Raw genomic sequence first — 14787 nt, forward strand, 5'->3', positions numbered from 1 at the left:
CGGGTGGTGGTGCGGCGGTGCCGCGGGGGCGGCTGACCGTCAGCGCGGCTGACGGTCAGCGCTCGTGACCCTCAGGCCGGCAGCAGCAGATTGCCCGCGGTGTGCTTGACGCGGTCGCTCTCGTCCGGCATGGCCGTACGCGCCACGCCGTCCTCGGTGCAGCCGGTCTGCAGCAGGTGGCTCGCGCCCGCGAAGGCGCCCGGCGCGAGCCGCAGGCTGCCGCCGGTGAAGGCGGTGCCCGTCGCCCGGTAGCGGTTGACGCCGTCGGTCAGCAGGATGTGCGCCGTCTTCGCGTCCGGGGCGCGGAAGTCGGCGCCGTCGAGCTGCCAGGTGACGGTGCGCCCCGCGGTGTCCCGCGCCAGGTAGGCCGCGGCGCTGTTGCCGCCGGTGAAGCGGGCGCCGCCGTCGATCCACAGCCGCTGGTCCTTGGCCGAGTTCAGCCGCAGGCCGGTGCCGGTGAAGGTGCCGCCGTGCACGGCGGTGTCGGCGTGCGCGACCGTGCTGGGCGCCGCCCCGTCCCCCGCGCCGTTGAAGGTGCAGTGGTCCAGGACGAGGCCGCCGGTGCCGTTGAACTGCGCGCCGTCCAGGCCCTCCAGCGTGACGCGCAGCAGGTGCACGTCCGAACTGACGTTGGCCGCGGTGACCTCGGACGCCTTGCCCTGCGTGAAGGCCGAGTCGGCGATCACGGTGGGCCGCTGCGAGCGGTGCGAGGACTGCGACACGACCAGCGGTCCGGACGCGACGCAGCCGCGCAGCTGCGCGCCGTCGGCGTTGACCCAGATCATCCCGGAGCCGGGCTGGGCGTTGCCGATGACGAGCATGTCCTCCAGCGTCAGGTCGGTGATGTTCGTCCGGGCCACGAACCACGAGCAGGCGTGCCGCCGCACGGTGACGCGCTTGGCCGCGCCGCCCCAGGCCGCGCCGGAGTTGGCGAAGGTCATCAGGCCGGAGTTGCCGGTGAAGGTGAGGTCGTGCTCGAACTGCCCGTGCGTGACGAAGGGGCCCTGGTCGTCGCCGTCGCCGTGGCAGTTGGTGACGTAGCCGTACGCCGAGGCCGTCCAGTCGTTGAGGTGCCGGGCGTTGGCGACGTGGCAGTCCTCGACGTGCCCGTACAGGCAGTAGATCTGCTGCGTGAGGTAGCCGGCGCCGCCGTACGTGACGGAGGCCGGGTTCTTCAGCTGGCATTCCGAGGTGCGAAAGTACGTGCACCAGCGGCGCATCACGACCGGCCAGAACGTGCCGGTGGCGTCGATGCCGGACACGTCGCAGGAGACGGCATACTCGTACGCGATCGGGTGCGAGCCGGTCTCGGTGTCGTTGTCGGCGACGTCGGGCACGCCCTCGAAGACCATGTTGCGCACGTGCACGCGCTCGACCGGCTCGACACGGGTCCAGGTGAAGGTGCGCCCGGCGGCCAGGTCCCAGCCGATCTTGTAGTTGACCCGGATGTGCGTGCCGTCCACGATCTCGGTGACCTGGACGAGCTTTTGCACCTCCTTCTCGTACAGTCCCGTGCCCGCGGCGGCGTCGATCTCCACGCTCCACCACTGGCCCAGGGCGAAGGCCTTGGAGTCCGGCACCTCGAAGATGTCCGCGAGGTCGGGCATCGCGGCCGACAGCTTCGACTTCACGGTGGTGTCGGTGACCTTGCCCAGGAAGTACAGGACGGCGCCGAAGGGGTTGTTGTAGGCGTTCTTCTCGATCCCCGTGGTGGTGACCCGGTTGCCGCCGAAGTCCAGCTCGATCCGGGAGCGGGAGAAGGTGTGGCGCTTGGTGAAGTTCAGGTCCGTGTGCGCCTCGATCCGGTGCACGGACGGGTCGCCCATCATGGCGTCCAGCGCCGCGTCGGCCGGGGCGGAGCCGTCGAAGAGGCCGAACTGGCGGAAGTCCAGGACACCGTCGTGGACCATGCGCCAGCGGCCCTTGGCCGCCTTCTTCGGCTTCCCCGGGGCCAGGACCGTGCCGCCGTTGGCGTCGGCGGTCGCGGCGGCGTCCCAGCGGACGAGCATGCCGCCGCCGTCGCCGGGCGTGCGGTAGCCGGCGACCAGGGCGAGCACGCCGTCGGCGAGCTTCTTCGGGTCGAGGGCGAGCAGCGCGGCGACGGTGCCCGCGGTGAGCGGGGCGCTCTTCGGGGCGCTGTCGGCGTACGCGGTGCCGGAGCCGGCGGCGACCGCGGTGCCGGTCGCGGCGACCAGCAGGCCGCCGATGCCGCCGGCGCGCAGCAGGCTGCGGCGGGAGGAGTCGGGGCGCGGGTCGGGAGTGGTGCGGGTCGAGCTGTCGCTGCCCGGCACGGAGCCAGGAGTGTGGTTCACGGGGGGTGCCTCCGCCTTCGGTGGGCCTAAGGGCGAGGACGAATCCCGTGACGCTTGTGGTCGGACGGATGGCCGTATCGGCCGGGTGCGGGGTAAAAGCGCTGACCAGGGGCAGGGTGCGAGCGCGGCACCGGTCGATGAGCGGAGACGTTAGGCCTGCTTGCGCGCTCCGGTCAAGCCCCTGCCGTGCCGGATCATGCTCCGGCGGGGGCGCCGAAGCCGAGGCTGCGGCTGATGTGGTCGGCCACATCCCTTACCTGGAGGCCCAGTTCGCGGAAGCGCCAGCCGGGCAGGTCGAGTTTCAGACCGGTGATGCTGATCGCCCCGGCGCAGTCGCCGCGGTGGTCCCGGACGACGCTGCCGATGCAGAAGATCCCGTCGGCGTCCTCCTCGTCGTCCAGCGCGTAGCCGGTGGCGCGGACGTCGGCGAGGTGCTGGAAGAGCGTGGCCTCGTCGGTGATGGTGCGCGAGGTGCGGCGCGGCAGCCCGGTGCGGGCGACCAGTTCGCGGGCCTGCGGCTCGGGCATCGCGGCCAGCAGCGCCTTGCCGATGCCGGTGCAGTGCGGCAGCTCGCGGGCGCCCATCCGCAGGTCCAGGCGCAGGCCGCTGCGGGTGTCGACCTGGTCGATGATGACGGCCTGGCCCTCCTGCGGTATCGCGACGCGGGAGGCCATGCCGGTGGCCGCGGTGAGTTCGACCAGCAGCGGGCGGGCGACGTCGCGCAGCGAGATCTGGGCCTGGGCGCGGTCGCCGAGCCGGGCCAGGGCCATGCCCAGCCGGTAGCGGCGGTTCATGCCCTCGCCCTCGTCGGCGACCAGGCCGTAGTGGCGCAGCGTCTGGAGCAGTCCGAAGGCGGCGCTCTTGGAGACCCCCGCCCGCTGGGCGACCTCGGTGACGCTCAGTCCCGCCCCGGGGCCGCCGGCGGCCAGCACCTCCAGCACTTCGGCCGCTCGGGCGACCGTCTTGACCAGGTATTTCGGGTCCGGTTCCGGGCCTCGGGCGAGCCCGTCGTCCAGTGTGCTGCCGGGGCTGCTGTCGGGCACGTTCGCACCACTGTTCTGCATATCAAAACACTTTACCACTGGGCACCCCTTGACCGGCGCGGTTTCGCCGACCTAGGATCCGGACTGTTCTGATATTCGGAACAGTGTTCTTGAAAATCGTTTCTGCATCGTCTCAGCACCGCAGCGAACGATTCCTGCGACGACTTGCCGGGCGGATGGCCCCGCGGTCCGGGCCGGGCAGGGTCCAGACCGTCACCCACAGCATCGACGCGAGGAGCACCACATGACGCTCGCCGAGCGGGCCCGCCAGGTGATACCGGGCGGGGTCAACAGCGGCCAGCGCAGCATTCCCGGCCTCACCGGACTGGTCATCACCCGCACCGAGGGCTCCCGGTTCTGGGACGCCGAAGGCCGGGAGTTCACCGACTACCACGCCGCCTTCGGGCCGCCGCTGCTCGGCCACAACGACCCGGACGTCGCCGCGGCGACCGCCGAGGCCGGCCGCAGCCTGGGTCTGACCGGTGTCGCGGTGACCGAGGGCGAGGTCCTGCTCGCCGAGCAGCTCGTGGAGCTCATCCCCTCCGTGGAGCAGGTGCTGCTCACCAGCACCGGCAGCGAGGCCACCTTCCACGCGCTGCGGCTCGCCCGCGCGGTGACCGGGCGGCGGCTGGTGGTCAAGTTCCAGGGCTGCTACCACGGTTGGCACGACGCGGTCAGCCTCAACGTCATCTCCGCGCCCGACCGGGTCGGACGGCACGACCCGACGTCCACCGGGATCCTGCCCGAGGTGCTGGACGCCACGCTGGTGCTGCGCTTCAACGACCCGGCGGGCGTGCGGCAGGCGTTCGCCGAGCACGGCGCCGACATCGCCGCGGTCATCGTCGAGCCCGTCCCGCACAACGTCGGGGCGCTGCTGCCCACCGACGAGTTCCTGCGCACCCTGCGCGAGGAGTGCACCCGCGCCGGCAGCGTCCTGGTCTTCGACGAGGTCATCACCGGCTTCCGGCACGCCCTCGGCGGCTACCAGTCGATCGCCGGCGTCACCCCCGACCTCACCACCCTCGGCAAGGCCATCGCCAACGGCGCCCCGCTCGGCGCGCTGGGCGGCCGGGCCGACCTCATGCAGCACTTCAGCAGCCGCCCCGGCGGCCCCGTCTTCTTCGCCGGCACCTACAACGGCCACCCGGCCACCGTGGGCGCCGCCCTCGCGACCCTGCGCAAGCTGCGCGAGGAGCCCGTGCACGAGCACGTCTTCCGGCTCGGCGACCGGGTGCGCACCGAACTGGACGCGCTCTACCGGCGGTTGGGCGTGCCCGCGGTCGTCACCGGCTACGGCTCGGTCTTCGTGAGCTACTTCATGCCCGGCCCCGCGCCGCTGACGTACGACGACCTGCTCGCCAACGACACCGCCCTCTTCGTCGGCTACCGCCGCAACCTCGTCGACCACGGCATCTTCGAACTGCCGCTCAACCTCAAGCGCAGCCACATCTCCTACGCCCACACCGACGACGACGTGGACCGGCTGCTCGCCGCGACCGAGGCGGCCGTCACCCGCACCCTGCGCGAGGGCGGCCCGGCCGACCTCGCCCACACCAGCACCATGGGCGGCGCGGCCACCCGGAAGGCGGCGCGCTGATGCTGACGGTCAACACCACCCGCCCGGCCGGGCCCGCGGGCCGCATCAGCCGCGTCGAGACGCTGCAACTGGGCACCGCCTGGCGCGACTTCGGCTACGTCCGGATCCACACGGACGAGGGCCTGAGCGGTATCGGCGAGATCACCCACCCCTACCGGGTGGACGAGACGTGCCGGCTCACCGAGGCCATGGCCCACCGCCATCTGCTCGGCGCCGACCCGTTCGACGTCGAGGAGATCTGGCTGCGGATGTACCAGGGCGACTTCCTGCGCGGCGGCGACATCGGCGGCGTCGTCGTCTCCGGCGTCGACCAGGCCCTCCACGACATCATGGGCAAGGCGCTCGGCGTGCCCGTCTACCGGCTGACCGGCGGCGCCGTCCGCGACCGGGTCCGGGTCTACGCCAACGGCTGGTACACCGGCGAGCGCGTCCCGGAGGAATTCGCCGCGAAGGCGAAGGAGGCGGTCGGACGAGGCTTCTCCGCGCTGAAGTTCGACCCCTTCGGCGCGGGCCTGCACGAGCTGGAGCGCCCCGAGCTGAAGCGCTCGCTCGCGCTCGTCGAGGCGGTGCGCGAGGCAGTCGGGCCCGACGTCGACCTCTTCATCGAGGGCCACGCCCGCTTCGGCACCGCGACCGCGCGGCGGCTGGTGCACGAGCTCGCGCCGTACGACATCGGCTGGTTCGAGGAGCCGATGCCCTGGACGCACATCGAGCGCTACGCCGAGCTGCGCCGCATCGCGACCTTCCCGATCTCCGGCGGCGAGCACTTCCACAACCGCTACGAGTACAAGCAGCTCTTCGCCACCGAGGCGGTGGACATCGTGCAGCCGGACCTGTCCATGGCCGGCGGCTTCACCGAGCTGCGCAAGATCGCCGCGCAGGCCGACGCGCACGGCATGCTCGTCGCCCCGCACAACTCCAACTCGCCGCTGTGCACCACCGCTTCGGCGCACGCAGGCTTCGGCCTGACCAACCTGAAGATCCTGGAGACCTTCGACGCGCTGCTGGAGCCCTACGTCTTCGACGCGCTGCGCGGTGTGCTGCCTGTCGAGGACGGGTACGTGCCGCTGCCGACCGCGCCGGGGCTGGGCGTCGAGCTGGCGGACGAGGTCTTCGAGGAGCACCCGCCGAGCCACCGCTTCTGGAACATGTTCGCGGACGGCTGGGAGAAGAGGAACCGCACATGATCACCGACGTGCACTCCCATCTCTTCCGGCACAGCCACGACTTCGACGCCACCTTCCGCGCCGAGTCCGCCCGCGCCCACGCGGGCGAGGTCGACCTCACCGTGCGATACGAGGACTACGCGGCGACCGCCCCCGAGGGCACCCGCACGATCGTCGTCGGCGGCAAGGCGCGCCGCAGCGGCCTGTGGGTCGACGACGCGGCCGTCGCGGCGTACGTGGCGCAGCACCCCGACCGGCTCGTCGGCTACCTCGCGCTCGACCCGACGCAGCCCGGCTGGCAGGACGAGATGCGGTACGGGCACCAGGAGCTGGGCCTGCGCGGCATCAAACTCATGCCGATGTACGCCGGGTTCGCGCCCGCCGACGAGGCCTACGACGAGCTGTACGCCTACGCCGAACGGCACGGCCTGCCGCTGCTGGTGCACACCGGCACCACCTTCGTCTCCCAGGCGCCGCTGGAATACGCCATGCCGCGGCACCTGGACTGGGTGGCCATGCGCCACCCCGAGCTGCGGATGGTGCTCGCGCACCTCAGCCACCCCTTCGAGGGCGAGTGCATCGCCGTCATCCGCAAGCACCGGCACGTCTACGCCGACATCAGCGCCCTGCACTACCGGCCCTTCCAGCTGTGGCACAGCCTGCGGCTGGTGCAGGACTACGGGGTGTGGGACAAGCTGCTGTTCGGCAGCGACTACCCCTTCACGACCGTCGACGACTCGGTCGAGGGCCTGCGCAGGATCGCCCGCATCCCCGGCATCCCGGGCCTGGACCCGCTGGACCAGGACGCGGTGGAGGCGCTGATCCACCGCCCGTCGCTGGAACTCCTCGGGCTGGAGCAGGGATGAGCACCCGACCCGCGGGCGGACGGGGCCGGTTCGACCTCACCGGCCGCACCGCGCTGGTCACCGGCGCCGCCGGCGGGCTCGGCCGGGCCTTCGCGGTCGCGCTCGCGCAGGCCGGCGCCGACCTGGTGGTCACCGACCTGCCGGGCGCGGCCGGGCTGGGGGAGACCGCGGAGCTGGTACGCGGCCTCGGCCGCACCGCGCGCGCCGAGGAGCAGGACCTCGCCGACACCGCGGCGCTGCACGCCTTCGCCGACCGGGTGCGGGCTGCGGCAGGTCCCCTGCACATCCTCGTCAACAACGCGGGCACCGCGGCCCTGGAGCGCTTCAACGAGATCACGCCCGAGAGCTGGCACCGCGTCATGCGGGTCAACCTCGACGCGGTCTTCTTCCTGACCCAGCGCGTCGCCGAGCACATGATCGCCGACGGTGTGCCCGGCCGGATCGTGTCCGTCACCTCCAAGAACGCCCTGGTCGCGGAGGCGGGCCTGGCCCACTACAACGCCTCCAAGGCGGCCGTGGACCTGCTCACCCAGACCCTCGCGATCGAACTCGCCCCGCACGGCATCACCGTCAACAGCCTCGCGCCCGGCATGGTCGAGACCCCCATCGACGGCGAATTCCCCTTCGACCGCGAGGCGTTCGAGGCCGCCTACCGGGCGCGCATCCCGCTCGGCCGCTACGCGAGCCCCGAGGAGTGCACCGGCGCGCTGCTGCTGCTCGCGAGCGACGAGGGCGCCTACCTGACCGGGAGCCGGATCGTGGTGGACGGCGGAGTGCTCGCCGACCAGATGCCCCGCACGGCCTTCATGCCCCCTTACCGCAGCTCGCTGCGGCCTCCGACGAAGGACGGCACCACACCATGACGTCATCGGACGGCTCCACCGAAGCGCCCGCCGCCGCGGGCCCCACCAGCCGCAGACACCTGCTGCGGGCCGGCGGCCTGAGCGCCGCGGTCCTCGCCGGCGGCACGCTGGCCGCGACCCCGGCCGCCGCCGACAGCAAGGACCACGGCGGCAGCGACCAGAGCGGCAACGCCCAGGGCGGCAAGGGCACTTCCGCGCCGCTCGCCCTGTCCACCGTCGCCGCCCTGCTCGCGCTCGGCTCCAAGCCGCTGCGCGACGGCGCCCTCGCCGTCGTCGCCGGCTACCGTGCCCCCGGCGACGGCGGCGGAATGCTCGCCCGCTGGGACGCCCGGTCGACGGCCGCGGCCAACGGCGGCACCGTGCTGCGGCCCGCCGACCGCCCCGCGCGCGGGCGCTGGCTGCGCGTGCACGACGGCGTCCTGGACTTCCGCGGCTTCGGCCACTTCGACGCCTCCGCCCCCGCCGACGACGCGCTCGACGCGATGGTGAACGACCCGTCCGTGCACCGGATAGAGGCCCACACCGACCTGCTCTTCCGGCGCCGCCACACCTACCACCGCTCGCACCTGGTCCTCGACTTCGGCGGGCACACCGTCCACACCGGCGGCATCGAGCGCAACACCCACGACAACCCGTTCGGCGCGGTGCTCTTCTTCCAGGGCACCGTCACCTCCGACACCGTCAGCCACAAGCTCCCCGCCGAGGTCATCGAGCGCACCGACGCCTTCCCGGTGCCCGACTCCGGGGCCTTCCGGGTCGGCCAGTGGTGGGCGGTGCAGAGCGACGAGGTCGCCGGCGGCGGCAGCGACGAGCGCGAGCTGCAGAAGATGGTCGAGGTCACCGAGATCGTCGACGGCACGCACATCCGCGTCGGCTACCTCAACGGCTGGCCGCTCGCCGCAGGCCGCACCGTCACCTGGCGCCGGGTCGAGCCCGTCGTCGGCGCCGAGGTGCACAACCTGGTCTTCCTCGGCGCGGGCCAGGACACCGGGGCGGTCGACGACGAATACACCGGCTCGCACCCGGTGGCGTACGAGTACGCCGTCGACTGCCACGTCTCCGGCATCCAGGCCACCGGCACCTTCTGGCCGGTGATCATGCGCCGCTGGTGCACCCGCTACCGCACGATCGGCTGCGGCCTGAAGAACCCGCCCACGGTCATGTACGGCGGCGCCGGCTACCTCACGCAGCAGATCTACTGCCTGTACGGCCACGTCGCCGACTGCACCACCAGCAACGTCCGGCACCTCAACGACCTGACGGCTTCCGCCTACTGCCAGGTCGTCAACTGCCACGGCGACGGCGACGACGAGGGCGGCAACCCCTTCACCACGCACGGCCAGTACGAGCACGACCTGCTCTTCGACGGCAATTCCGGGCTCATGGACATCGCCAACTCCGGTGCCCAGTGGGGCAACGCGGCCAAGCGCATCACGGTACGCAACCACGTCTGCTCGTGGTTCACGGCCAACACCCTCATCACCGACCTGACGCTGGAGAACGTGCACGTCGTCCCGCGGCCCACCTTCGACCCGTCCGGGACGCTGGTGATCAACGCCGACGGCGCCCAACTGCGCGGCTGCACCGCCTCGTTGTTCGCCGTCGCCCAGCGGTCCGCGCGCTCCGCCCGGCCGACGACCGTCACCGACTGCGCCTTCGACCTGCCCGCCGGGCAGGTGCTCGTGCAGACCCCGGTCACCGCGCCCGTGCACTTCGTGCGCACCACCTTCACCGGTCTTGACGGCGCGGTGCTGCGCGGCAGCGGCCCGGTCCGCTTCACCGACTGCACGCTCGTCGGCGACCCGAAAGCCGCCCCTGTGTCGGTCGGCGCGGCGGAGGTCGTGGTCGACGGCGGCCGCCTCACGGACACCGGTATCGCGCTCAGCGCCGTACGCGACCAGCGGCTCGCGGTCGGCGGCGACGCCGTCCTGACCGGCACCAACTCCGCGGGCGCGCTGCTCTCCCGGGCCGCCGGCACCACCGCCACCGTCACCTGGGACCTCGGCGCCCTGCGCAGCACCGCGTCCGGCGACGGCACCGCGCACGTCCGCGTCCCCGACGGCACCAACCGCTACACCGCGGTCGGCGCCCGCCTCACCGGCGGCCGACTGGCCCTCGCCGCCGCGGCCTTCACCGGCGCCTCCTCCCTGCTGCACACCTCCTGCACCGAGGAGGACGTCACCCGCGAGGGACTGCCGCCGGACGGCCCGCGGGTCAGTGCCACAAACGGCAACCTGGTGCTCTGAGCCGCCCGTTCCGCCACCAGCCGCACAGAAGAACCGCAGAGCAGCACCGTGGAGAAGAGAAAAGGGGAAGGCCGCCGCATGCCGCGCTACCGCACCGCCACCCCGGCGGACGAACCGGCCCTGCACGCCCTGTGGGCGGCGGCCTTCCCCGACAGCGCCGGCACCGTCGCGCTGCTGTGGGGCCGGGACCCCGGCCGGCACGCCCGCACCTTCCTCGCCGAGGACGGCGGGCGGCCGGTGTCCGTGCTCCACTACCAGCCGCGCCCGATCCGCTCGGCCACCGGCCGCCCGCAGCGCGTCGGCTGCCTCGGCAGCGTCGCCACCCACCCCGACGCGCGCGGCCGCGGCCATGTGCGCCGCCTGCTCGCCGCGGTGACCGAGGCGATGACGGCGGACGAGTGCGCCTGGTCGCTGCTCTTCACCGGCACCCCGGACGTCTACCGCGGCGCGGGCTGGCAGCCCTTCACCGCCCCGGTCCTGTCCGGCCCGCTCGCCGCCCCCGGCCGCGCGGACCCCGGCGTGGCCGTACGGCGCGCCACCTCCGCCGACATACCCGCGCTGCGGGCGCTGCGGGACGCCTACGACACCGCCCGGCCGCTCACCACGGTCCGCAGCCCGGCGGACTGGCGGCGCCGGATCCCGGTCTGGTACGGCCCCCCGGCCGCGATCCTGCTGGCCGAGGAAACCGTACGCGCTGGGGAGTCCGCACGCGCCGGGGAGGCCGCACCGCTGGGCTTCGTCGCGGTGCGCCCGACCGGCCCGCACGAGGCCGCCGTCGCCGAGATTGCCCTGGCCCGCGGCCGGGAACGGGAAGCCGCCGCGGCTCTGCTGCGGGCCGCCGCCGGCCACGCGCGGGCGGCGGGCGCGACGGCCGCGACCGTCCACCTGCCCGCGGACCCGGCCGTCACGGCGGCGCTGCCGCGGCTGCTCGCCCGCGCCACGGCGGGCACCACCGCATACGGCATGGCCCGCCCGCTGCTCGCCCCCGCGGCCGAGGTGACGGCGACGGTCACCGCGCCGGGGGCCGTCCACTGGTACGGCGACTCCTTCTGACCCCGGCTGACCTGGCCCGCAACTGCCGGACCGGGCCGTTGTAGTGTCCACGCTGTGAACGAACTGAGCTTCCGGGGGAAAGATCGGTACCGGGTGTCGTGGGGCGGGGTCGCGGCCGTGGGAGCGGGGCTGGTCGTGGAAGCGGCCTTCACCCTCTTCCGGATGGGATTCGGCTGGTTCTGCTGGCTGTTCGGCGGCACCCTGGTGGTCGTCGCCGCCTGTGCCGCCCTGGCCAGGCGGTCCGTGACCACCGTCGGCGCGGACGGGATAACCGTCGGCTGGGGCCTCGGGCAGGGGCGTACGTACCACTGGCACGACATCCGCTGGCTGTACGTGTGGCAGCAGGACGCCGGGCTCGGATCGGCGTCCACGGTGCGGATGATCCTCACGGACGGGCGGCACCGCTCCCTCACGGGCCTCGCGAGCAGCAGCGTCTACCCCAACCCCGACTTCCACCACGACTTCGCGCGCGTCGTGCAGTGGTGGGAGGCGAGCACCGACCCCGCCGAGCGCTTCCGGCCGCCGCCGAAGCTGCGGCACCGGGTCTCACCGCAGGTCCTCGGGCTGGTCATCGGCCTGGTCCTCTCGGTCGCCGTCGTCCTGGGCGTGGTCCTGGCGCACCTGTGAGTCGCGCGGGTGCCGGGCGGCGGACCGCCCGGCACCCGCACGGCCGCCTCAGCTCCCGTCGCGCAGGCTCGACGCCAGGGACTTCAGCGGCGCGGCCGCCTCCTCGTGGCCCAGCTCCGTCAGCCGGGCCACCGCCGAGTCGAGCGCGCGCAGGGCCTGCTCCGGGCGCTTGAGGTACGCGCCCTCCACGACGCCCCTGAGCCGGGCGGCCTCGGCCCACTCCCCGGCCTGGCCCGCGTCCTCACCCGGCGCGCCGAGCAGGGACAGCGTCTCCTCCAGGGCGGTGAGCGACTCCTCGTACTCCCCGGCGTAGGCGTTGACGCGGCCGTGCTCGTACGCCAGCGCCGCGTGCAGCGGGCGGCCCTCGGCCTCGTAGCCCTCCGCGCGGGCGTCGTCGGCGAGCCGGGCCGCGTCGGCGAGGAAGGCGCGGGCGTCGTCGAGGCCGTCCGGGCCCTGCTGCTGGGCCTGGAGCCGGGCGACCTCCCGCAGGCAGCTGCTCAGCTGCTCGAAGCGCGGCGCCGACGCGTGCGTGGCGAGCGCCTGGTCGACGGCCTCGCGGGCGCGGGCGAACTCGCCGGTCTCGGCGAGGAGTACGGCCGTCTCCGCCGCGATCATCGCGTGCGAGCCCGGGTCGTCCGCCCAACCGGCCGACTCCGCGGCCAGCTCCAGGAATTCGGCCAGCGCGGCCTTGACGTCGTCCCCGGCCCGCAGCGCCCGCGCGCGGGTCAGCCGCAGCTGCGCGACCAGCCGGTCGTCCAGCTCCCGGGAGGTCACGTCGGGTTCGGCCAGCAGCGAGTCCAGCAGCGCGATGCAGTCCTCGACGCGTCCCAGGTCCAGGCCGAGCCGGGCCGCGTTGCTGTACGTGCAGAACGCGTCCACCCGGCTGCCGTGCCGCATGTCCACCTCCGCCGAGCGCGTCAGATGGCGCAGCGCCTCGTCGTGCCGGCCCAGGCCCAGGCAGGCCCGCGCCAGCTCGCCGTGCAGCGTCCCGGCGTAGGCGGCGTACGCGGGCCACTTGCCGGCCTCCCGCAGCGCCTCGGACAGGTCGGCGTACGCCGCGTCCGCGTCCCGCAGGCCCAGGTGGATACGGCCGCGCAGGCCCAGCGCGTGCGGCAGGTGCCAGCCGGGTCCGTCCGCCCGCAGCCGGGCCAGCAGCCCGTCCAGCTCGCCCTTCGCGGCGGCCAGGTCGCCGCCGATCGCGTGCGTGCTGGCGCGCAGCAGCAGCGCCCGGCACACCTGGCCGGGCAGGTCGTGCGCGGTGGCGAAGCCGTGCAGCAGCTCGACCTCGGCGAAGGCCGCCGCGGTGTGCTCCGGGGTCGGCTGCGCCTCCAGACGCATCCCCAGCGCGGTCGAGCGCAGCCGCAGCAGCCGGGCCTCCTGGAACGGGGCGAGGCCGGCCGCCTCCTCCTGAAGGCGGGTCAGCGCGGTGTGGGCCGCGGTCATCGCGGCGGCCTTCGCCTCGGCCCTGGCCTCGTCGGACGGGGGCTCGGCCGGCTCCGCCCCCGGCACCTCCGCGGCCGCGAGCAGCGCGCAGCCGCGGGCCACGGCGGCGTACCCGGGCAGCCCGGCCTCCGTGTAGAGGTCGGCGGACTCCGCGTACCGCGCGGCGGCCCCGGCCAGGTCGCTGCGCTCGCGCGCCTCGGCGCCCTCCTCGTCCAGCAGGTCCGCGCGCAGCCGGGCGAGCGGGCCCACGGCCGGGTCGTCGGGGTGGACGTAACCGGGCTCGTCGACGAGCGCCGCCAGCCGGGTCCAGCACGCCTCCGCGTCCGGGTGGCCCTCCTCGTCCAGCTCCCGGGCGCGCAGGACGAGTTCGGCGACCGACTCGGGCAGCGCGGCGGCCGCGGCGCGCGGCGGGGCGGCGGGGGCGGTCGCCGGGGCCACGTCGTCCAGGGCGCGCGGCCGGAGTGTCAGCTCCAGGGTGTCCAGCAGCGGGGCGCGGTCCAGCCGGACCCCGCGCCGGTCGGTGTGCGCGGTCGTGCCGTTGCGGGCGTCGAAGCGGGCGGCCAGGTCCCCGGCGCGCTCGGCCACCTCGGCGCGCAGCGTGGCGACCGTCCACGTCCGGCCGGGGAAACCGGCGGCGGGCAGCCCGCCGTGGCCGAGCGACTCGACCCGCTGGAGCAGCACCTCCACGCCGGTGAGGAAGGTCAGCATGTCGCTCGGCGAATCCACCTCGGCGAAGAGGGTGCGGTTCTCGGCGAGCAGTTCCAGGCCGCGCGCCTCGTTGCCGGTGAGCGCGCAGAACTCCAGGTGCCGGCCGACGTCCGGGGCCATCGACGGGTTGCGGCGGCAGCCGCGGTAGCCGAACAGGTGCGCCTGGCGGGCGTCGTCCGTCCGGCCGGTGCGCACCAGCGGCAGCAGGGCGTACGAGATCGAGGTCGCGGGCTCCTCCTGGCAGGACTCCTTGCCCGCCAGCACCGGCTGCCAGATGTCGAGCGCGCGCTCGTCGTCGCCCGCGGTGAGGTGGTAGAGGGCGCGGCCGCGGATCTCGCAGGCCTCGCAGTCGCTGTACTGCGTGCGCGCGCGTCCGGCCCACAGCTCGTAGGCGACCGCGGTGGCCTCGGCGCTCTCGCCGAGGTGCGCGGCCAGGTGGTAGGCCTGCCCGTAGTACGGCTGGAGGCCCAGCCCGGCCTTCTCGTACCGGTCGCGCATCTCCGCCAGCCACTGGCGCAGGGCCGTCAGCGGCATCTCGGGCACCGAGAGCAGGGCGCTCGCCACCCACTTGAAGCGCCAGTACATGTGGTGCCGCAGTCGCTCGTCGAAGACGTCCGGCTGCTCGTCGAAGAGCTGGAGCAGCCGGGCGAAGACGACGGGCGACTTGCGCGGCTCGGAGCCGTACGTGTACGCCTCCTGGAGCTCCAGCAGCGCGTCCACCAGCGCGGCGGGCTCGGCGAACTGCTCGGCGGCGTCGACCAGTTCCTCGGCGACGACGGTACGGGCACGGCCGTAGGGGCGCTCGTCGTTCTCCTGCAGCGCCGCGTACAGCTCGTCGGTGGTCTGGGGTGCGGTCGGCATCG

General features: G+C 73.9%; 10 protein-coding genes. 7 read left to right on the forward strand and 3 right to left on the reverse strand.

Translation table 11 applies throughout. The features are described from left to right. Nucleotides 1-71: 71 nt before the first annotated feature. Both ACH4SL_RS05655 and ACH4SL_RS05660 read right to left on the reverse strand, forming a co-directional pair. Complete coding sequence (locus ACH4SL_RS05655) at nucleotides 72-2009, reverse strand: peptidase C14 (protein WP_398442686.1); 1938 nt, start codon at nucleotides 2007-2009, stop codon at nucleotides 72-74. Between the two features lie 497 nt (nucleotides 2010-2506). Further along, on the reverse strand, nucleotides 2507-3376 hold the full coding sequence (locus ACH4SL_RS05660) for an IclR family transcriptional regulator (protein ID WP_398442132.1): 870 nt from the start codon (nucleotides 3374-3376) through the stop codon (nucleotides 2507-2509). A gap of 223 nt (nucleotides 3377-3599) precedes the next feature. Between ACH4SL_RS05660 and ACH4SL_RS05665 the strand changes: the two genes are divergently transcribed. The 7 genes from ACH4SL_RS05665 to ACH4SL_RS05695 all read left to right on the forward strand — a co-directional run bounded on the left by ACH4SL_RS05665 (nucleotide 3600) and on the right by ACH4SL_RS05695 (nucleotide 11773). Then, the gene (locus ACH4SL_RS05665) at nucleotides 3600-4952 is read left to right on the forward strand and encodes an aspartate aminotransferase family protein (RefSeq protein WP_398442133.1); all 1353 of its coding nucleotides are present in this window, start codon (nucleotides 3600-3602) and stop codon (nucleotides 4950-4952) included. Continuing rightward, entirely contained in the window at nucleotides 4952-6139 is a 1188-nt protein-coding gene (locus ACH4SL_RS05670; RefSeq protein ID WP_398442134.1) for a mandelate racemase/muconate lactonizing enzyme family protein, read from the forward strand. Before ACH4SL_RS05665 ends, ACH4SL_RS05670 begins: the two co-directional genes overlap by 1 nt. Further along, entirely contained in the window at nucleotides 6136-6984 is an 849-nt protein-coding gene (locus tag ACH4SL_RS05675; protein ID WP_398442135.1) for an amidohydrolase family protein, read from the forward strand. The genes ACH4SL_RS05670 and ACH4SL_RS05675 overlap by 4 nt, the downstream gene beginning before the upstream one ends. After that, nucleotides 6981-7847, forward strand: coding sequence for an SDR family NAD(P)-dependent oxidoreductase (locus ACH4SL_RS05680; RefSeq protein ID WP_398442136.1), 867 nt, complete (start codon nucleotides 6981-6983; stop codon nucleotides 7845-7847). The genes ACH4SL_RS05675 and ACH4SL_RS05680 overlap by 4 nt, the downstream gene beginning before the upstream one ends. Beyond that, entirely contained in the window at nucleotides 7844-10093 is a 2250-nt protein-coding gene (locus ACH4SL_RS05685; RefSeq protein WP_398442137.1) for a peptidase C14, read from the forward strand. Before ACH4SL_RS05680 ends, ACH4SL_RS05685 begins: the two co-directional genes overlap by 4 nt. Before the next feature lie 78 nt (nucleotides 10094-10171). Beyond that, nucleotides 10172-11146: a GNAT family N-acetyltransferase gene (locus ACH4SL_RS05690; protein WP_398442138.1), complete on the forward strand. Its 975-nt coding sequence runs from the start codon at nucleotides 10172-10174 to the stop codon at nucleotides 11144-11146. Between the two features lie 54 nt (nucleotides 11147-11200). Then, the gene (locus tag ACH4SL_RS05695; protein WP_398442139.1) at nucleotides 11201-11773 is read left to right on the forward strand and encodes a hypothetical protein; all 573 of its coding nucleotides are present in this window, start codon (nucleotides 11201-11203) and stop codon (nucleotides 11771-11773) included. Nucleotides 11774-11821: 48 nt separating this feature from the next. Here the strand turns inward: ACH4SL_RS05695 and ACH4SL_RS05700 are convergent, their stop codons facing one another. Then, nucleotides 11822-14785, reverse strand: a complete 2964-nt coding sequence (locus ACH4SL_RS05700) for a hypothetical protein (RefSeq protein WP_398442140.1) — start codon at nucleotides 14783-14785, stop codon at nucleotides 11822-11824. Nucleotides 14786-14787 lie beyond the last annotated feature (2 nt).

This window comes from Streptomyces sp. NPDC021020 (assembly GCF_044333285.1).
Lineage (GTDB): Bacteria > Actinomycetota > Actinomycetes > Streptomycetales > Streptomycetaceae > Actinacidiphila.